Below are 20,510 nucleotides of genomic sequence, written 5' to 3'. Positions count from 1 at the left end.
AGAGAATATATTGTAGAGACGCTATACTTCGCATCTTGTTTATAAAAGCCCCCCCAACGTAACAATTCCATCATTAAACACTTATTTAAAACTGTTCGGCACATTTTATCGTTCATAACACAGAATTTATCCAGAATTAGTTTTAAAATGTCAGCTACTTTCCGATCCGGTCTTAAGTATTTATTGGTTACCACCATGCTCACATTTACTGGCCTTAGCTCAAAGGCCTACTCTATATTAGCACACGAAGCCATTATAGATGCTGCATGGAAAACAGCCCTGGTGCCTTTATTAAAGCAAAAATATCCTAACGCCACGAGCGAGCAAATGCTGATGGCACACTCCTACGCGTATGGCGGCGCCATTGTAGCCGATATGGGTTACATGCCTTTTGGCAACGGCTTTTTTACCGATCTGGTACATTACGTACGCAGCGGCGATTTTGTACAGGCCCTTATTACCGATTCGCAAAACCTGAATGAATATGCATTCGCACTGGGCGCACTATCGCATTATATGGCCGACAAATACGGGCACTCTTTATCTACCAACCTTAATGTGCCTATTATTTACCCCAAGCTTCAAAAAAAATTCGGCAATGTGGTTACCTATAATGACGACCATACCTCGCACAGCCGTATGGAGTTTGCATATGACGTATTGCAGATAGGCCAGAACGGCTATACATCAGAAGGTTATCACGATTTTATTGGCTTTAACATCTCTGTACCGGTTTTAGAGAAGGCCTTTTACGAAACCTACGGCCGCGAACTGGGCAGTATCTTCTCAAACATAAATTCCTCCATCAACACTATGCGTTGGGGTGTGCGTAACCTTTTTCCGGTACTTACCAAATCGGCTTACAAGGCTAACCAAACTGACATTGAAAAAATGCACCCTGGGATAACGGCGCGTAAGTTTCAGTATAAAATGAGCAAACGATCGTTTAACCTGGAGTTTGGCAAGCAGCGCCAGGAATCTAAGTTTTTTGCAAAAGTGGCCGTATTTTTCATCAGGATATTACCCAAAATAGGACCTTTAAAAACACTTAAATTCAAATCGCCGGGCGAGCAGGGCCAAAAACTTTTCGCCATTAGCTTTGAAACCATCTTAAAGAATTACAAGAATGCTTTAGGGCTGGTTGGTACCAACCAGCTGGTACTGCCTGATATTGATTTTGACACGGGTAACCCCTCCAGCATTGGTGAATACCAACTTGCTGATAACACGTATGCCAAACTTTTAGAAGAATTACAAGAACAGCAATACAAAAACGTTACCCCTGAGCTAAAAAAGAGCATCCTGGAATTTTACAGCACCGCAGACACCACACAGTTAACCGGTAAAGACCTGAAACAATGGACCAAAACAAGCATTAGGATCAAAGAACTTGCGCTATTAAAACCCATAGCCCAGGATACCTTACGGTCGCTTATAACATCTAAGTAAGCTATCCTGAATAGGCTTTAGGAAAATCAAAAAAAATCAAATGCAGCCCTTTGTCTTCAATAACCACAGCACTTACATACCCAGGCGCAATATTAAAACTACGCAGCAGCCAGTTTTTATCATTGCCGGTAAGGCTGGCATCTAAAATATGCTCTCCATCAAGTGCGGGCGTAATTTTAAGGTGGTCGCCAAGGCCCTGGCCTGTTGCTTTAAGGATGGCTTCCTTACGCGTCCATAGTGTAAAAAAACTATCGGGTGAAGTACCAATACGACCAATCTCTTCCCTGCTAAAATTATCCTCTAAAATATCCTGGAAAGGGAATAGGGGGTCAACAAATTCCACATCAGCACCTACGGTTAATTGCGCTACAGCAAGCACTATCCAATCGCCGGAGTGCGACAGGTTGTAGTGCAGAATCATGCCGTTTTCATTTACCAAATAAGGCTTTTTATTATCGCCCAAAACAAATTGTAATTGTGCTGGTGGCGTGTTCAGGTATCTCCCCAATATAACGCGTTGCGCACCCCGGCTTACTATAAACCTATAGGTATCTTTCTGCTGCCTGTATTTGCCGGCACGCAGTGTTTCTTCCGCGGTAAGCAGGGCTTCAAATTGCTCTAAACGTTTTATGTTTTGGCTAATGTTAATACGCCATACATGTACCTCGTTATTATTAATAACAAGGTCTTGCCTGGCACCATCCTGCCACAACACATCAATTAAATATCGGTTGGTGATAGTGCCCAAAGCGTGCTTAATCGTTTATCTTGTTCAGGCATTCCTGCAATATTTCGGCGAATCGCTTATCGTTAGGCTCTTTAAAAAGGGTGTTATGCTCACCGGGTACGTTATGGATATTTACCCCCTTTAAGGCATAAGGCTTCCAGCCCATGTACACGTAATCATCTAAATAAAACGAACGTGTTTCGGCGCGAAACAGCTCTATAGCAATATCATACGGCTGTATGCGGTAATGCTTTTGCGCTTCATTGTTCATCTCATCTATTTTATGCGAGTAGCCAAAAAAACCCGTCTGTTTTTGTTCTGTACCAAATTTAAGCTTCCATAAAAGTCTTATTGCGCCACGTTCAAGCGCCTTGGCACGGGTTATAATTGTTTTTTTAAAACCATCCTTAAACAACATGGCATGCCACACTTTGCGGCCAAAATACATTCCGCGTTTAACATTTTTAACCAGCCATGGGTCGTAATGCGGGGTACGATAAGCATAGGTATCAAACATGGCCAGCATGCGCACTTCCTTGTTCAGGGCTTTCAGCTGGCGAGCCATTTCGTAGGCAATTATCCCCCCGAAAGAGAATCCTGCCAGTGCATATGGGCCATCGGGGTTTTGCGCACGTATGGCCGCAATATAATGTGCCGCTATGTCTTCCATCCTATTCAATGGTTCGTCAACGCCATTCAACCCTTTAGCCTGCAAACCATAAACAGGCTGGTCGGCATCCATATGTTTGGCGAGGGTGTTAAACAACAAAACGTTTAAGCCGGCGCCGTGTACAATATAAATAGGTATTTTGCTGCCTGTGGGTTTTATAGGCACTAATGAATCCCAGGTGATGGATTTTCCGTCCATCTCCAGCATCAGCGACAGCTTTTCTACTGTTGAGTTTTCAAACAGTATGGCCAGCGGGAGGCGCTTACCTGTGTCTTTCTCTATCCGCGCCATAACCTGTACGGCTATCAGCGAGTGGCCGCCAAGCTCAAAAAAGTTATCGTGAATACCTATCTGCTTAACACCTAAAAACTCAGTCCAGATATCGGCAACCATTTTTTCCACGTCAGTGCGCGGTGCAACGTATTGTACGGTTTGTACCGTTTCAATTTCCTGGGCGGCCAATGCCTTTTTATCTACCTTGCCGTTTGGTGTCATCGGCATGGCATTTATCACAATAAAATTATCGGGCACCATATAATCGGGCACCGATATGCGCAGGTTGTTGCGCCACTGATGGATCAATTCATTATTATCACCAACCTGCGGGATGCCCTCTTTTAAAATGATATAGGCAACCAGCTTATCCACGCCATTATTATCGGCACGGGCAATCACTACGGCCTGTTTTATGGCTTCCTCTTTAGCCAGGTTAAATTCTATCTCACCTGTTTCAATCCGATAACCACGAATTTTCACCTGCGCATCAATTCGTGATATGTACATCAGATCGCCATCAGGGGTGAATGTTCCCAGGTCGCCGGTGCGGTACATTTTCGCCCCCGGTTCGTCCGAAAAGGGATCTGAAACGAATTTTTCCGCCGTTAGTTCGGTTTGATTCAGGTAACCTTCGGCCACACCCTCCCCGGCTATATAAATTTCGCCTGCCACGCCCGGCGACAGCATATTTTGGAACGCATCTAAAATATAAATAGCCGTATTATCAATAGGTTTACCAATGCTGATAAAACCGTCATCGGCAGTAATTTCTTTAAGGGCCGACCAGATGGTAGTTTCCGTTGGGCCGTAAACATTCCACAGCGACGTGGCCTTATCCAGGATACGCTGCGCCAGGTCCATTGGTAAAGCCTCGCCGCCGCATATCACTTTTACCCGTTCTTTATCCCAACCCGCCTCAAGCATAATACGCCAGGTATACGGCGTGGCCTGCATTACGGTAATTTTATCTTTTTTGATGATACCGAGCAGCGCGTTACCATCTTTGGCGGTAGCGGCATCAGCCAATACTATTTGCGCGCCGGTTATCAGCGGAAGCCAAAGTTCCAGTCCGGCAATATCAAAGCTGATGGTGGTTACGGCAAGCAGCTTATCGGCAGCGGTTAGGCCCGGCTGCTTTTGCATACTGTACAAAAAGTTAACCACGTTATGGTGCTTTATCTGCACTCCCTTTGGCTGCCCGGTTGAGCCTGATGTATACAGGATGTAGATCAGGTCTTCTCCTTTTACCGTCACATCCGGATCGGCTGTGGAATAATTGTTAAGCGCCGGCAGGATGTCCTCCAGTATAATCTCCTTCGCGTTTGATACGTATTGGCCTTTGTAAGCCCGGGACGTAAGCAGCACCACCGCGGCCGAATCTTCCAGCATGTAATTGATGCGGTTAATGGGGAAGATCGGATCGAGCGGAACATAGGTGGCACCTGCTTTAATGATAGCCAGTAACCCGATCACCAATTCGGCCGACCTGTCCAGCGAGATCGCCACCTTATCGGTTGGCTTCACGCCGTTCTCAATCAGCACAGCTGTCATTTGATTGGCCTTTTGGTTAAGCTGTTTATAGCTAAGCTCCTCGTTATTAAACTTCAGGGCGATATTATTGGGATATTGTTCTGCCGCTTCACTGATGATCTGGTGAAGCGGTTTGTCCTTCGGATAGGCAACCTTGGTATCGTTCCATTTATCCAGCTGCGCTTTTATTTCAGCAGCGTTCAGTACCGGTAGCTTACCTATCGCTGTATCAGGCGTTTTTATTACTTCGCGCAGCAAATGTTCCAATGTATCCATAAACCGGCGGATGGTAGCCAGTTCGAACAGTTGTGTATTGTACGACCATTCGAAGGTCAGTGTACCTTTATGGTCGGTAATGTTCAGGAAGATCTCGAACGTTTCGTACTCGCGCGGGTTGTTGATATAGCGGTGCTTCAGGTTATAAAAACTGATGCCCTCATCCATCCCAATATCGATATTAAAAACCACCGGCACCAGCGGCAGGCGCGATGCATCCCTCGGTATATTCAGTTTTTTAAGCAAACTGCCGAAGGTGTACATCTGGTGATCGTATGCATCAAGCACAGGGATTTTACGCTCTTTTAAGTACTCTATAAATGATTGATCGCCCCTTGGGAAACTCCTTAAAGGCAGCAGATTAACACAGTGCCCAACAAGGCCAAAATTGCCCGTGGCCGATTGCCCGGCGGCAGGCAAACCAATAATGATCTCCTCCTGCCCTGTTAACTGGTACAAAAATACCTCAAACGACGCCATAACAGCACTTATAAAGCTGGTACCGGCCTTACGGGCTAATAGCTTCAGTTCGCTAACCAGGGCCGCATCCATGCCAAAATCGGCACGGTTGCTTTTGTAGGTGCGCGGCGTTGGCCTTGGGTTATCGGTAGGTAAATCAAGCAGGTGGTTGCTTCCTTTAAACTGGTTTAGCCAATATTGTTCAATTTTCTGATGTTCTTCGGTTCCCGATAATTCTATCTCTGCAACGGCATATTCGCTGAATTTTGGTGCAGTTGGTAGCTTTGGTGTTTCCTGCTGCGCAAATGCCGAGTAAAGCTTACTCAGATCCTGCATGATGATCCCTACCGACCAGCCATCGCAAATAATGTGGTGCATCAGCATGATGACCATGTGCTCATTATAGCTCAGCTTTAATATGGAAACTTTAAACAGCGGGCCGTTCACCAAATCGAGCGGAGTTATAGCCAGCTGCCTGTTATAATTTTTAATAAAAAGCTTGTTCTGCTCATCATCCTGCCCAGACAGATCATGGTAGTCAACAGTGATCTGCGGGTTATTGTAAACGATGATATTTGCGCCATCGGCACTAAAAACAGTACGCAGGGCCTCGTGCCTGTCAGATAATGCCTGTAAGGCCTTCATCATGGCGTCGGTATCAAATGTACCGGTAAGCACAATGCTTGAAGAATCGTTATAAGCACAGCTGGCATCGTTGCCACCTATCAGGCACGATGTCCAGATCTCTATCTGCGGTTCGGTAGCCGGGGCAACCAATAGCATTTCCGGCCCGGCGAATGGGTCAAACTCGTCAGTACTAACCTGAGGGATATATGTAGCAATCTGATCCAAATTAGCGGCCGTTTAGTTTTATCTGTAAATATTTACCCGGATTGTTCTCATCAGGTACAAACCAGGCGGGGTTACCGTCTTTATCGCGGCCAAGTTTTGCGCCTTCAACAGGTGGCTCGTTAGCATTGGTAATAGCCGGCTTTGCTAAAGATACAACAGGCGCAGCATTTTGCATTTTAAAAAATCCGGCCTCTATCATGTCGGCAATGCTGGCATTAAAAGCTGTTATCATGGTATCCACATCCTCTTCGGTATGCGCATCCGTCATAAAGCAAGGGAAACCATCCAATACGTGAATGCCCCTTAAACGCATCAGCGTAAACAGCAACTCACTGTAAGGAATTTCCTCTAAAAACTTCAACCGCCATAACGAGGCATAGCCAACTACGGTTAGCGGCAGATCCTCCTTTTTACAGATAGCATCCATACCGCTTTTTAAACGCGTAGCCAGGCCGGTCAGTTTTTCCTGCAGGGCGGGGCCGCGGTCTTTCATGTATTGTAACGATGCCATACAAGCGGCCAGCGCAAGCGGGTGGCGCACAAAGGTACCGGCAAAGTAAGTTACCCCTACTTCGGGTACCGAATCATCGCCATATTCCCAGAAACCGCCATCCAGCGCATCCATGTATTCGGCCTTGCCGCAGATGGCGCCAACAGGCATACCACCGCCAATAACTTTACCATATGTACCCAGATCGGCTTTTACGCCAAACAGAGCCTGTGTGCCGCCGGGATGAAAACGAAAACCGCTGATCACCTCATCAAAAACAAGGCAAATCCTGGCTTCCTCGGTAACCACACGTAGTTTTTTCAGGAATTCAATAGGCTGAAACTCGGGCCTGCGGCTTTGCACTGGCTCTACCAGTACAGCTGCTATCTCGTCCGCGCGTTCTTTAATAATGCGCAGGGCTTCATCCGTGCCGTAGTCCAGTATCAGCATGTTCTGCACATTACCTGATAAAATACCCGATGCAGCAGGAACAGTTTTCAATTTTTTAGTGCCACGCACAATCACCTCATCCATAATGCCATGGTACGAACCGCTAAAGGCTACGATCAACGGGCGACCGGTTACCGTACGGGCTACACGCATGGCGCCTAATACAGCCTCTGAACCGGTGTTGCATAATGCAGCGCGGTCATGATTGGTAAATTCGCACATGAGCTTGCAAACCTCGCCTGCAAGCTCATGCTGCGGGCCTATCTCATAGCCCAGTTCCATTTGCGCCAAAACAGCCTGCTTCAAAATATCAGGCTGATAACCCAGCATGTTTGAGCCGAAACCGTTAAGGGCATCAATATACTCGTTACCATCCACATCCCATAAGCGGCTGCCTTTTGAGCGATTGATGACTATAGGGTAAACCACCTCTTTGGTTAAGGGCCTAAAGCCGCTCACCACACGCGGATCGGCCATATACCGGCGATGCTGCTGGGTTTGTTCTTTACTCTTTTTTGTTTTTTCGTTATAATCTTTGGTGAGCTTAGCCAAAAAAGCCATTTGCTTATCATCAAGCTCCTGCACTTTACGCTCGATGCGTGCAGTAGCGCCAAATGGTTTTTTTATCTCCACCATTTCCTCCGGCGTTATATCCGGCTCCTGGCCTAAAGCAGGCGGTGCTACCGGCTCACGTTTTATTTCATTAACCGGTGGTGGCTGAAGGGTAACCTGCGTAACTTTTACCCCTGTGCTGGCGCCTCCCTGTAAATGCGCTATCTGGCTGGCCAGCAACTGCAATTGCTGGTTGATCATGCTCAGGGCAACATCGGTGCTACCATTTGTATTGAACGGTATATTTGGCATTTGTACCGGGCGTTGCGCACTTGCCTGGTTATATACAGGTTGTTGCTGAACAGGCGCCGGTTCAAACTGGCCCGCAGGCAGGCTTTTATCCAGAAAATCGGCCAGCAGGTTAATGGAGTTGTATTCCTCAAAAAGTTTCCTGAAGGTAACCGGTACATTAAAAGTTTTTTTAAGATTGGTAGCTATCTGCGTTAACAATAACGAATCAAAACCGATCTCGGGGAAGCTTATATCCGCGGCATCTTTTTCAATCTCTATGCCCGATGCATCTTCAAAGATCTCGTACAGTTTATCGGCCAGCAAATCTTTTCTCATTATACTATTTTCTTCTGTTGTTGCAGGTGGTGTATCCGGCACAATTTCCTCCGGTTGGTAATTTACCGTTCCTGTTTGATTAATTACTACAGGATCAACCCAATATTTTTTATGATCGAACGCATATGTCGGTAACCTTAAGCGCTTACGTTTATCTGTATAAAAAGCGTTCCAATTGGGTTCAATGCCGTTTAGCCACAGTTGCCCAAGGGCCTTTATAACCGATAGATATTCCGAAACATCGCCATTGTTTTCCATCCCGGCAACGGTAGCTACCGGGCTTTCAATAGTTTGCTGCGCGGTTAGTGTAGCCAACGTGCGGCCAGGGCCGACCTCTAAAAACAGGCGGCCTTTGTCTCCGGCAAGGGTATCAACAGCCGCCGCAAAGCGTACTGTTTTACGCAGGTGCGATGCCCAGTAAGTTGGGTCGGTTGCTTCGGCAGCGCTAAGCCAGTTGCCGGTAGCGGTTGATACCACGGGTTTTACCGGGGCGTTCAGCGTAACGGTTTTAACTACTTCTTCAAATGGTGTCACAATATCGTCCATCATGGCCGAATGGAAGGCATGACTGGTTTGCAGTAACCTGCCGGGGATGCCTTTTTCTTCCAGCACCCTGGCGAATGCCGCAACGGCATCTTTCCCGCCCGCCACTACCGATAACTTATTGCTGTTGATAACGGCTATAGAAAGATTTGCAGGCAATATCTTCTCCAGTTCGGCAGCGTTGATGCGTACCGAGAGCATATCGCCTTCAGCAACTTTGCTTACCAGTTTGGCGCGTTCGGTGATGAGTTTTAAAGCATCAGGCAAATTAAACACGCCAGCAAAATGCGCAGCTACAAATTCACCTATGCTATGCCCGGTAAATACCGCTGGCTCTATCCCCCAGTTCATCCATAGCTTGGCCATGGCGTACGAGGTAATGAAGATAGCCGGTTGGGTATAAAATGTATTTTTTAGTTTTTCGGTCGCCTCTGCGGATGCAGGGGTATAAATAACGCTCAGGATATCCTCATGTGCGGTATCCCTTAGCAGTGTAATGCACTCGTTAACAGCATCGGCAAAAACAGGCTCCTGTTCGTACAGTTCGCGGCCCATATTGAGGTACTGCGCGCCCTGCCCGGGGAACATGAATACAACCTCGGTAGCTTTTTCTTTTAAGGTTTTTGAGTTGGAGAGATCGCGCTTAAACCTGGCGAGCTTCTCCATCAGGTCTTTTCTGTCAACAGCCGGTATAAAGTTGCGTTCCTTAAAATCAATACGGGTAGTGTGCAGGTTGTAGGCAATATCGGCCACATCAACACCCTCGTTATCCTGCAAATAATAGTATAACCTGTCCGCCCATTTGGATGCGCTGGTTCCCGTTTTCGCCGACCAACTGATCAGGCTTACCGGTTTACTTTCGGCAGCGGGCTGTTCTGTTTTAACATACTCTTCCAGTACGGTGTGTACGTTGGTACCACCCACCCCAAATGAGCTTACCCCCGCCCTGCGTTTACTATCACTTTGCCAGTCGGCAAGCTTGGTGTTCACAAAAAACGGACTGTCGGCAAAATCAATATTGTGGTTTGGTTTGGTATAGTATAATGATGCAGGGATTTGTTTATGGTACAGTGCCAGCGTAGTTTTAATAAAACCCGCTACCCCCGCTGCGGCCACCATGTGGCCCATATTACTTTTTATAGACCCAATGGCGCAATACTGTTTCTTATCCTGAGCGCCAAAGGCCAGGTTTAGGCCTTCAATCTCTATCGGGTCGCCTAAGGATGTGGCGGTGCCGTGGGCTTCTATATAGCTGATGGTTGCCGGGTCTACACCCGCATCGGCAATAGCCATGGCAATAGCGCCTGCCTGCCCGGTTGCACTCGGCGCAGTAAAACTGCCTTTGCCGCCGCCATCGTTATTTAAGCCTACGCCTTTTAATACGGCATAAATGGTATCACCATCGCGCTCGGCATCCTGCAGGCTTTTCAGCACTACAATGCCCGCGCCATCGCTAAACACAGTACCATCCGCTTCGGCATCAAAAGAGCGGCAATGCCCGTCGGCACTTAACATAGTACCCTGTTGGTACAAATGACCGCTTTTTATTGGCGAGTTAACCGATGCACCACCTGCCAGCGCCACATCGCACTGCCCGTTACGGATGCTATCGGCAGCCTGCGCAATTGCTAATAGCGAAGTTGAACAGGCCGAATGCACACTTACAGCCGGGCCTGTGAGGTTTAACTCGTAAGCGGTACGGGTTGCTATATAATCTTTCTCGTTAACGGTGGCCACCAAAAAGCGGCCAACGTTCTCAATCTTTTCGGTGTTTGATATGACGTTGTTGGTGTAATAGGTATTATTACCAACGCCTGCAAAAACGCCAACGGCGCCATCGTACTTCCCGGGCAGGTGGCCCGTGGTTTCCAAAGCCTCCCAGGCCAGTTCTAAAAACACCCGTTGCTGGGGGTCCATCAGTTCGGCCACTTTGGGGCTGATACCGAAAAACGCGGCATCAAAGCCATCGGCATTTTCCACTACACCACGCGCCTTTACATAATTGGGCGCATTGCGTACCTCAAACGGCACACTTGCGTCAAGCTCCTCATCGCTGAAAAACGAAGTGGTTTCTCGTCCTTCAACCAAAACCTTCCACAGTTCGGCAATAGTATCAGCACCCGGAAAACGGGCAGCCATGCCTATTACGGCTACATCGTTGTTGGTTTTATCGGCCCTTGATCTGCCTGCTGCAATTTTTGTTATGTTTTTACTACCTTCTAAAAAGGCGGCTATACCATTAACTGTTGGGTACTGGTACAGCTTGGTTATGGGTAAGGTATAGTTATACTGCTTTTTTAAAGCGGCAACAGTTTTTAGCGCCAGGATGGAGTTCCCGCCCAGTTCAAAAAAGTTATCGAAAATGCCAACCTTATCCAACTGTAATAGTTCGGCCCATATGGTGGCTGTCCGCTTCTCTGCTGTAGTATTTGGAGCCTGATATAGTACCGATAATTCGGGGCGTTGGGTATCAGGAGCTGGTAAAGCGTTTCGGTCTACCTTCCCGCTGGTTGTTTTGGCAAAGTCATTAACCCAAACAAATGCCGATGGCATCATGTAATCGGGTAGTTTTTGTTCTATGCTATCGCGAAGGAATGCAATATCTTTTTTTCCGCCTGATGCGATAAGATAAGCCACCAGTCGTTTTTGGCCGGGTACATCCTCGCGGGCTATCACAACCGACTGGCTAATACCGCCCAACTGATTCAGCAGCACTTCTATCTCACCAACCTCTACCCTGTTCCCGCAGATCTTCACCTGTGTATCCAGGCGGCCAAGGTATTCTATATTACCATCGGGCAGGTAGCGGCCCAGGTCGCCGCTGCGGTAAATACGGGTGAGGTTGCCATTGGCATCTGTCCAGTTTACAAATTTTTCGGCGGTTAGTTCAGGCCGGTTCAGGTACCCATAGGCAAGGCTAACGCCGCTAATGCAGAGTTCGCCTTGTTCGCCTTTGGCTACCGGCCTTAGCTGCTCATCTACCACGTGGATGTTAACGTTTTCTATCGGTTTACCAATATTTGGTAAAAGCGGCCAGCTTTCGGCAGGGCCTTCCATTTTAAGGGCGGTGCTGCATACGCTGGCTTCGGTTGGGCCGTACATGTTAAAGAATACACAACCCGGCAGTGCCCGGAAGAAACGCAGGATCTGCGGGGTTATCTTCAACTGCTCGCCTGCGCTTATCACCTCCTGTAACGATTGCGGGAAATACTGCTCGGCATCGGCAGTTTCGGTAAAGTATTGCAATGCAACAAAAGGCACTATAATACGGTTCACCTTTTGTTCATCAATGTATTTTAAGAGCTTAAGCGGGTCGATCACCGTCTCGTCATCTATCAATACCAGTGTACCACCTATGCAAAGTGTACTAAACACTTCCATAACCGATGCATCAAATATCAGTGGCGAAAACTGCAGCGTACGGTGCCCCACACCCAAATAAGGCGAAAGGTGACGTTGCCAATTCACCATGCTAACCACACCCGCATGCCCAACGCAAACCCCTTTTGGCTTACCTGTTGAACCCGATGTGTATATAATATAGGCAACCCTGGTTTTATCCCATTCGCCAAAAAAAGCAGTCGGGGTAACAGGCTGGTCAGAAACTATTACATTTTTAACAATAGCGCTAAAAACCATTATATCGCTTTGCGGTGCAATTATGGTATCCATATTGCTATCGTCAGCAATATCATGAAGTCGTTCTGCCGGGAAGGTTGGGTCTAAAGGCAAATAGGCCTTACCCGCTTTAAGAACAGCAAACAGGCTAATAATGGTTTCGATGGAACGGGTAGCGCTTACCCCGATAACAAGCGAAGCGGGAGATGCAGACACAATGGCTTTAGCCAGTTCATCGGCTTTGGCGTTTAGTTCGGCGTAGGTAATTTTACGGTCGCCAAAACTAAGTGCTGTAACCTGCGGATGCTGCTGTGCCTGCTCTTCAATCAAATGATGTATAAACACATCACCGGTTGAAATATTTGTATACTTATTATCGGTAAGAATATCCATTAAGCTAAATAAGTAGGATAGTTTTTAAAGCTATCCCTATAGTTACCCTTATTCGGTTTTTAATCGGGTTTAAGATATAAATTTTAATGCTATAGGATTACAGCATGCGGCAAAAAATTTCATTTAATTTTCACTTAAACAAAGGCTTACTTTTTGCTTTGCAGCCACCCTTCACATAACCATAAATTAAACCTGTACCATAAAAGCAAGTAATATTGGCTTATATGAAATTACAGTTTTGTTTTATATAAATATTTAAGGCAACAGCTATTTAGTATAGCTACCGGTTGTAGGGGTAAACCAGCAATTATTTACTTAAATTCTATTTGGTCAGGCTGGGCGGCAACAATTTCGGGGCGATTTTTGTGCAGTTCGAACACGCCGGTAACACACATTGTTTTGCCCTTCAGGTTAGCCCAATCCAACGTTATTTTATTACCTTTTACAGCTATGGTATACTTTTGATTTGGATAATTCCCACCCATATTGATCAGCGTAAGCGTATCACTGAATATTTTTACAGACGACACCACATCGCACAGGGTTTTGGTTTTACCAAGGTTGGCATTAAATTCCTGTGCATTAAAATTTTGCGCAGACGCTTTAAAAGTAAAAGCTGCTATAAAAACAAAAAGTATAAGTAGTTTTTTCATACCTCAAGATATAGCAATAATTACAAAACAGAAAGAGGAATGTTTTGAGGTATGTTGTTAATAACAGTGTACACAACTAACATTAACACAGTATTTCTCCAATTTTATACATTAACTTTAAAATGTGAAGATACTGATCATAGAAGACGAGACCGGCCTGCGCGACAGCATACAAGCTTATTTTACAGGCGAAGACAGTGTGTGCGAAACCGCGAAAGACTTTACTTCGGCAATTGCCAAGGTTAGCGTTTACCGTTACGATTGCATTATTCTTGACCTTACCCTGCCACATGGCAAAGGCTTAGATATTATTAAACATTTAAAAGCTAACCAGTTTAATGATGGCATACTGATAGCAATGGTAAGTTTATTAAAATAGCCGAGGATTAAGTTATTGAAGATGCTGCGGTCGTGCATCCGCAGCGTCTTTTAAATTACCTGATATAAGTTTACCCCACAAAATTTGCACAGAATTGAATAGGAGATTTACAAATAAAAGTATCTAAATTAATAGCGGATAGCACATAGCGCTGATGAAGTACATTATTATTAACCTGTTTTTACTTTTTTTAACATGTGCTTCCTGTTTAGGGCAAACCAAAACTTTGGATGATTATTTGCAGCAGGCTGTAAAAAACAGTCCGCTGTTAAAGGATTTGAATAACCAGATACTATCGGCTCAACTGGATAGCGTGCGCATCAAAGCCGGTTTCAGGCCACAGGTTACGGCCAGCAGCGCAGGGATGTATGCACCGGTTATAAGGCGCTATGGTTATGCATCAGCTATAACAAACGGCCAAACACTAAATGGCTTAGTTACGGTTAGTAAAGCATTTATAGGTAAAGATTACCTGAATGCGCAATTTGCGGGTCTGGGCCTCCAAAGAGACTCATTACGCAATAGCATTAAACTTTCTGAACAAGACCTTCGCCGAACCATTATAGGGCAATACATTACCGCTTATGGCAGCCTGCAGCAGCAACGCTTTAACCAGGAGATTGTTGACCTGCTGAGTAAAGAAGAAAACCTGTTGAAGCGCCTTACCCGCAGCAACGTTTACCGCCAAAGCGATTACCTTACCTTTTTGGTTACGCTTAAACAGGCCCAACTACAGCTATCACAAACTCGTTTGCAATACAAAACAGATTATGCTACGCTAAATTATTTATCCGGCGTAGCCGATACCGCTATCTTTGAGATAACTAAACCTGAGCTTCAAAAAACTATTAACACCACAGAACGCAACGCCAGTATCTTCTTTAAACAATATCAACTGGATAGCATCAGGCTCATTAATAGCCGCAAACTGATAGATTACAGCTATCGCCCAAAACTGAGCGTTTTTGCTGATGGCGGTTACAACTCCGACCTTACCGCGCAGTACTACAAAAATTTTGGCACCAGCATTGGCTTTAGCGTAAGTATGCCCTTATACGATGGGGGGCAACGCAAACTTTTATACAAAAAGCTTTCTTTAGAGCAGGAAACCCAACGCAACTATAAGGCATTTTTTAACAACCAGTACACCCAACAAATTAACCAGCTTAACCAGCAAATTAGCGAATACGATAAACTGATAGCCGAGATAAACGAGCAGTTCAAATATTCGGAAAGCCTGATAAAGGTTGATACACAACTCCTGCAAACCGGCGACCTTAAAATTGCCGACCTGATACTGGCTGTGAATAATTACCTTACTATAAAAAACCTGCTTACCCAAAATATCATCAGCAGGTTGCAACTCATCAATCAACTTAATTACTGGAGCCGATGATCATAAAACGACCTTACCACCTACCCCTTCATATATTATTTACCTGCCTGCTTACCGCCACAATATACTCATGCGGCGGTAGCAAACCCGCCGAAGAAGATGCTGCTACCACCCCGCAAACACCCATTACCGTTACCACTATTGGCAACAGCGCTATGGCAGATACCATTGAGCTGAATGCAACATCAACCTTCCTGCAAAAAAATTATGTAAAGGCAAATGCCATTGGTTACATCCAAAAAGTAAATGTACAGCCAGGGCATTATGTAGAAAAAGGCCAGCTCATGTTCACCATTAAAACCAAGGAAGCACAAAGTATTGGCAATACCATTAATGTATTAGATACCACATTTAAATTCTCGGGTATTAACAGCATCCGGGCATCACGCAGTGGCTTTGTAACCCAGCTACTGCATCAGGTTGGCGATTACGTGCAGGATGGCGACCAACTGGCCATCATCAGCGACCGTGAGAGTTTTGCCTTTGTACTGCAGCTGCCATATGAGTTAAGGGGCGTAATTGCCAGCAACCAAAACCTGATGCTTACCCTTCCCGATGGCGAGAAACTAAACGGGCACATTGCATCGCTTATGCCGTCGGTTGATTCGTTATCGCAAACGCAGGGTATTGTTATCAAAATAAACAGCAACCATCCCATCCCCGAAAACCTGGTCGCTAAAGCACACATCATCAAAACGGCAAAAAGCAGCGCGCCATCGTTACCAAAATCAGCTGTGCTATCAAACGAAACACAGAACGAGTTTTGGGTAATGAAGCTGATAAACGATACCACGGCTGTAAAAACATCCGTAAAAACAGGTATAGAATCCGGCGGGCGGGTGGAGATCACTTCGCCCCAATTTACCCCCGGCGACCGCATAGCCGTAACCGGGAACTATGGCCTGGCCGATACCGCCAAAATAAAGATAGTGAAGCAATGAACAACCTGAATAATTTTTTTATCACACATAAAAAGCCCATCAGCTTAATGCTGTTCATCATTCTGCTGGGTGGCGGGTTTGCCTATTCGCGGCTGCAAACTTCATTATTCCCCGAGATTACTTTCCCTAAAATAAAAATCATTGCTGATGCGGGCCTGCAGCCTGTTAACAAAATGATGGTCACGGTGACCAAACCGCTTGAAAACGCCGTTAAGCAAGTGCCAGACCTGCATTATGTGCGCAGCACCACCAGTCGCGGCAGCTGCGAGATCTCGGCTTATATGAACTGGGATGCGGATATCGACCTGAGCCAGCAACGCATCGAATCGCGCATAGCGCAGATAAAAAATATACTACCGCCCGATGTAAATGTTACGGTTGAGAAGATGAACCCCTCCATCCTGCCGGTAAGCGGGTACACGCTGGAAAGCCACAACCTCTCACCTATCGAACTGAAACAGTTGGCTACTTATACCATAAAACCCTTTCTTTCGCAGGTAGATGGCGTGTCGGAGATCAGAGTGATAGGCGGCAAAACCAAAGAGTATTGGCTGGTGCTGAACCGCCAAAAAATGAGCTCGCTTGGCTTAACACCCGATATAATAACCAACGCTCTTGCGCAAACGGCGTTCATCAAATCAAACGGTTATTTGTCTGATTATAAGATGCTGTACCTAACCGTTACCGATGCCAGCGTTAACACCAGCGAGCAACTGCAAAACATGGTGGTGAGCAATAACCGCAAGCGGGTTATCCAGTTAAAAGATATTGCCGAGATCCAGGTGAACCCAGGCATCGAGTACACCAAGATAAATGCCAACGGCCACGAAGGTGTGCTAATAGCAGTTATTAAACAACCAAACGCTAACCTGGTAGATCTGTCGGCGGCCATGACAGCCAAGGTAGCCGACCTGCAAAAATTGCTGCCAAAAGGCGTAACCATAAAGCCATACTACGTACAGGCCGATTTTGTGAACGAATCGGTAAAAAGTGTTAGCGATAGTTTATGGATAGGGTTGGCATTGGCAATTATTGTAGCTATCATTTTCCTGCGGTCGGTTAAGGCAAGCGCCACTATTTTAATAACCATCCCCGTTACGCTGTGCTTTACGCTGATTGTTTTATATGCTGCGGGGTACACGCTAAACATCATGACGCTGGGCGCCATAGCGGCAGCCATAGGACTTATCATAGACGATGCCATAGTAGTGGTAGAACAGATCCACCGAACGCACGAGGAACACCCGGAAGAGCCAACCATAACTCTTTTAGAGCGGGCTATTAATTACCTGTTCCCGGCTATGGTGGGTTCGTCTATTAGTACCATCGCTATATTCATTCCTTTTTTGCTGATGACTGGCGTTGCAGGTGAATATTTTAAGGTAATGACCAACACCATGATCATTACACTGGTTTGCTCCTATTTTGTAACCTGGATTGGTTTGCCGGTAATATACCTGCTGCTCACCAAAAACTCGGAAGTGAATACTGTTGGCAAAAAGCAAGAAGCTCATGGGGTGAAAAGACAGCGTTGGGTATCGTTCTTTATCCTGCGGCCATTCATGAGCATTGTTTTAGTTGTGGTACTGGTCGCGATTATCGTCATTATCCCGGGTAGACTGGAAACCGGTTTCCTGCCGGACATGGATGAAGGAAGTATCGTTTTAGACTACACCTCCCCTCCCGGTACATCCTTAGAAGAAACCGACCGTATGTTGCGCGAGATAGAAAAGGTAATCATCAAAGAACCTGATGTAGCTGCTTACTCGCGCCGTACTGGTACACAAATGGGTTTTTTTATCACCGAACCCAATACAGGCGATTACCTGATCCAGCTAAAAAAAGGCCACGGTAAAACATCAGAAGAAGTGATAAGCGACCTGCGTGCGCATATTGAAGCCACACAACCAGCCCTGCGGGTTGACTTTGGACAGGTTATAGGCGATATGTTAGGCGACCTGATGACATCAACCCAACCTATCGAAATAAAAATTTTTGGTGACGACCAGGCAAAACTACAGGCTTTATCAAAACAAGTTGCTACTATAGTAACGGATGTAAAAGGCACGGCCGATGTTTTCGACGGGATAGTTATCGCCGGCCCATCTGTAGATATTGTGCCCGATTACACCAAGCTTGCCCAGTACAATATAACGCCTGCCGCTTTGCAGTTGCAAGTACAGTCGGCATTGGAGGGTAATGTGATAGGTAATCTATTTGAGCGCGAGCAGCAATCCCCTATCCGCATGGTGTACCCGGGCAACCGCCTGCAGGATGTAGCGGGTATAAAACGCTTAAGCCTGTTTTTACCTGATGGCAGGCTGATACCTATTACCCAACTTGCCAGCGTGAACTTGCGTACCGGGGATGCCGAAGTTGAGCGTGAGAACCTGCAGGCCATGGGCGTTATCAGCTCCCGGTTAGAGAACAGCGACCTGGGCAGCGTAATCCCCGCCATACAAAAAGGCATAGCCGAAAAAGTAAACCTGCCGCCCGGTTACCACATAGAATATGGCGGCGCTTATGCCGAACAGCAGCAAAGTTTTAAAGAGCTTTTAATGATACTGGTAACCGCAAGCCTGCTGGTGTTTGGGGTGATCTTGTTCCTGTTTAAACAGTTCAGGATTGCGTTGCTGATATTGGCTATAGCCGTTTTAGGCATCGGCGGTAGTTTGCTTGCTTTATTTCTGACCAATACACCGCTTAATGTGGGCAGCTACACAGGGTTGATCATGATCGTGGGCATCATAGGCGAGAACGCCATCTTCACCTTTTGGCAATTCCGCGAAAGCGCGCGCGAAAGCAGCGTAGATGATGCTATTGTTTACTCCATATCAACCCGGCTTCGCCCTAAACTGATGACCGCCCTGGGCGCAATTATAGCACTGATGCCTTTAGCGTTGGGGATAGGCGCCGGTGCGCAACTGCATCAGCCTTTGGCCATAGCAGTTATAGGCGGCTTTTTAGCGGCGCTGCCATTATTACTTATTGTGTTACCAAGTATGTTAAGGGTATTTTACAAAAACCATGTTTTTGCAAAAAAAATAAGCGAGTAAATTAAAACTGCATAGAAAACTGCAAACCTAAAGTACCCTGGTTGTATGATGGCAATAAAATAGAACTACTTTTAGATTCTTTCTTCAGCTCTTCAGGTACATCCCTGTTATTCTCCTTTTCGCGGCCTGCTTTAAAAAGCCGGTTACGTATATAAGGGTAAAGCAGGTAAGCAGCTTTTGCAGACAGGATACCGAACCCGGCACCGGCAACAACATCGCTAAACCAATGGTCGCGGTTATACATACGTAAAATACCTGTAGCCGTTGCAAAGCTATAACCAACTGCACTGTATCCAATAGATTTATCGCCCAGTTCCTGCGCCATAAACTCAGCTCCAAGAAAAGCGTTGGCAGTATGGCCGGATGGAAAAGAATTGTAATCGGACCCATCAGGGCGCAACCTGTGTGTTACTTTCTTTAAACCAAATGTTGCTACCCCCATCATGCTTTCGGCCATTACCAATATTAAGGTACGGTCAACAAAGGTGTTTTTGCCATGTATGCCAACTAAGTTCAGCCCATAAACCAATGCTACTGGTGTATATTGAAAATAATTTTCTGGGTGATGCCTAAAATTGGGCGCATCCTCATTAATATCATTATTAATACTGATGTCAAGCCGCCTTACCGGATGGAAAAAGAAATTGCTTGCTCCGTAAGCAATGAGTACAGACGGGGGCACCAATGCCCAGGCTTTACTACGTAAATGCCTAACAGTATCGGGTGCTGTAAACAAATCTTTCTTTAACGTATCAGCTATGTTTACTTTTTTTGCTGTATCAGCCACCTGCGCTTCGGCCTTAAAGCAAACAAGGCAGAGTATGATATAAATGACTTTTTTCAATGTAGAGGTGTTAGGGGTTATTTACCTATTTAATTATATGGATCTATGGTGCGTGGCAACGCCTACACCTATATTACACGCACTTTTTCCGGTCCGTATATTTCTACAAACACAATTTGCCAGCGTTTAATCCTTTAATCGACATGTTATCGTCCTCGTTAGAGCTGTTAACACCCAATGCAAATACTTTTAATTTATGGGGATATAACATAGCTACCTTAATTTGATGCTATTTAAGGTTATATTCTGTAGAAATTTTGGAGAACCGCAATAAAGGCTAATTAGTTAGCCGGATGGCTGTGAACTATCGATACAAAAAAGCCTCTTTA

The 20,510-nt window shown here is 45.9% G+C and carries 10 protein-coding genes; 5 read left to right on the top strand and 5 right to left on the bottom strand.

From position 1 onward, the window contains the following. Positions 1 to 195 precede the first annotated feature (195 nt). Positions 196 to 1,449 (top strand): zinc dependent phospholipase C family protein, encoded by a 1,254-nt coding sequence (locus IDJ75_RS02965; protein ID WP_191174116.1) that lies wholly within the window; start codon positions 196 to 198, stop codon positions 1,447 to 1,449. A 1-nt stretch (position 1,450) separates the two neighbouring features. Here the strand turns inward: IDJ75_RS02965 and IDJ75_RS02960 are convergent, their stop codons facing one another. The 4 genes from IDJ75_RS02960 to IDJ75_RS02945 form a co-directional block, all read right to left on the bottom strand. Next, a complete protein-coding gene (locus tag IDJ75_RS02960) occupies positions 1,451 to 2,197 on the bottom strand; it encodes a 4'-phosphopantetheinyl transferase family protein (protein ID WP_191174115.1) in 747 nt (248 codons plus the stop codon). A 7-nt stretch (positions 2,198 to 2,204) separates the two neighbouring features. After that, a complete protein-coding gene (locus IDJ75_RS02955; protein ID WP_191174114.1) occupies positions 2,205 to 6,239 on the bottom strand; it encodes a non-ribosomal peptide synthetase in 4,035 nt (1,344 codons plus the stop codon). 1 nt (position 6,240) lies between these two features. Further along, positions 6,241 to 12,912 carry a polyketide synthase gene (locus IDJ75_RS02950; RefSeq protein WP_191174113.1) on the bottom strand — a complete coding sequence of 2,224 codons (6,672 nt, stop codon included), beginning with the start codon at positions 12,910 to 12,912 and terminating at the stop codon, positions 6,241 to 6,243. A gap of 311 nt (positions 12,913 to 13,223) precedes the next feature. Beyond that, entirely contained in the window at positions 13,224 to 13,565 is a 342-nt protein-coding gene (locus IDJ75_RS02945; protein WP_191174112.1) for a hypothetical protein, read from the bottom strand. A gap of 124 nt (positions 13,566 to 13,689) precedes the next feature. Between IDJ75_RS02945 and IDJ75_RS02940 the strand changes: the two genes are divergently transcribed. From IDJ75_RS02940 to IDJ75_RS02925, 4 genes are all read left to right on the top strand, one after another. Further along, positions 13,690 to 13,944, top strand: a complete 255-nt coding sequence (locus tag IDJ75_RS02940; RefSeq protein WP_191174111.1) for a response regulator transcription factor — start codon at positions 13,690 to 13,692, stop codon at positions 13,942 to 13,944. 154 nt (positions 13,945 to 14,098) lie between these two features. Then, positions 14,099 to 15,340, top strand: coding sequence for a TolC family protein (locus IDJ75_RS02935; protein WP_191174110.1), 1,242 nt, complete (start codon positions 14,099 to 14,101; stop codon positions 15,338 to 15,340). Continuing rightward, complete coding sequence (locus IDJ75_RS02930; RefSeq protein ID WP_191174109.1) at positions 15,337 to 16,281, top strand: efflux RND transporter periplasmic adaptor subunit; 945 nt, start codon at positions 15,337 to 15,339, stop codon at positions 16,279 to 16,281. Before IDJ75_RS02935 ends, IDJ75_RS02930 begins: the two co-directional genes overlap by 4 nt. Further along, positions 16,278 to 19,337, top strand: a complete 3,060-nt coding sequence (locus IDJ75_RS02925; RefSeq protein WP_191174108.1) for an efflux RND transporter permease subunit — start codon at positions 16,278 to 16,280, stop codon at positions 19,335 to 19,337. The genes IDJ75_RS02930 and IDJ75_RS02925 overlap by 4 nt, the downstream gene beginning before the upstream one ends. A 1-nt stretch (position 19,338) precedes the next feature. On the opposite strand, the gene IDJ75_RS02920 is transcribed toward IDJ75_RS02925, so the two are convergent. Further along, on the bottom strand, positions 19,339 to 20,181 hold the full coding sequence (locus IDJ75_RS02920) for a phosphatase PAP2 family protein (RefSeq protein ID WP_191174107.1): 843 nt from the start codon (positions 20,179 to 20,181) through the stop codon (positions 19,339 to 19,341). Positions 20,182 to 20,510: the final 329 nt, after the last annotated feature.

The sequence above is a fragment of the Mucilaginibacter rigui genome (assembly GCF_014773275.1).
Lineage (GTDB): Bacteria > Bacteroidota > Bacteroidia > Sphingobacteriales > Sphingobacteriaceae > Mucilaginibacter > Mucilaginibacter rigui_A.
This window is presented reverse-complemented; position numbering and strand designations above follow the sequence as displayed.

Coding starts and splice junctions, on each gene's coding strand:
- IDJ75_RS02965 (WP_191174116.1), top strand. CDS start 196: ATGCTCACATTTACTGGCCTTAGCTCAAAGGCCTACTCTATATTAGCA.
- IDJ75_RS02950 (WP_191174113.1), bottom strand. CDS start 12,912: ATGGATATTCTTACCGATAATAAGTATACAAATATTTCAACCGGTGAT.
- IDJ75_RS02945 (WP_191174112.1), bottom strand. CDS start 13,565: ATGAAAAAACTACTTATACTTTTTGTTTTTATAGCAGCTTTTACTTTT.
- IDJ75_RS02935 (WP_191174110.1), top strand. CDS start 14,099: ATGAAGTACATTATTATTAACCTGTTTTTACTTTTTTTAACATGTGCT.
- IDJ75_RS02930 (WP_191174109.1), top strand. CDS start 15,337: ATGATCATAAAACGACCTTACCACCTACCCCTTCATATATTATTTACC.
- IDJ75_RS02925 (WP_191174108.1), top strand. CDS start 16,278: ATGAACAACCTGAATAATTTTTTTATCACACATAAAAAGCCCATCAGC.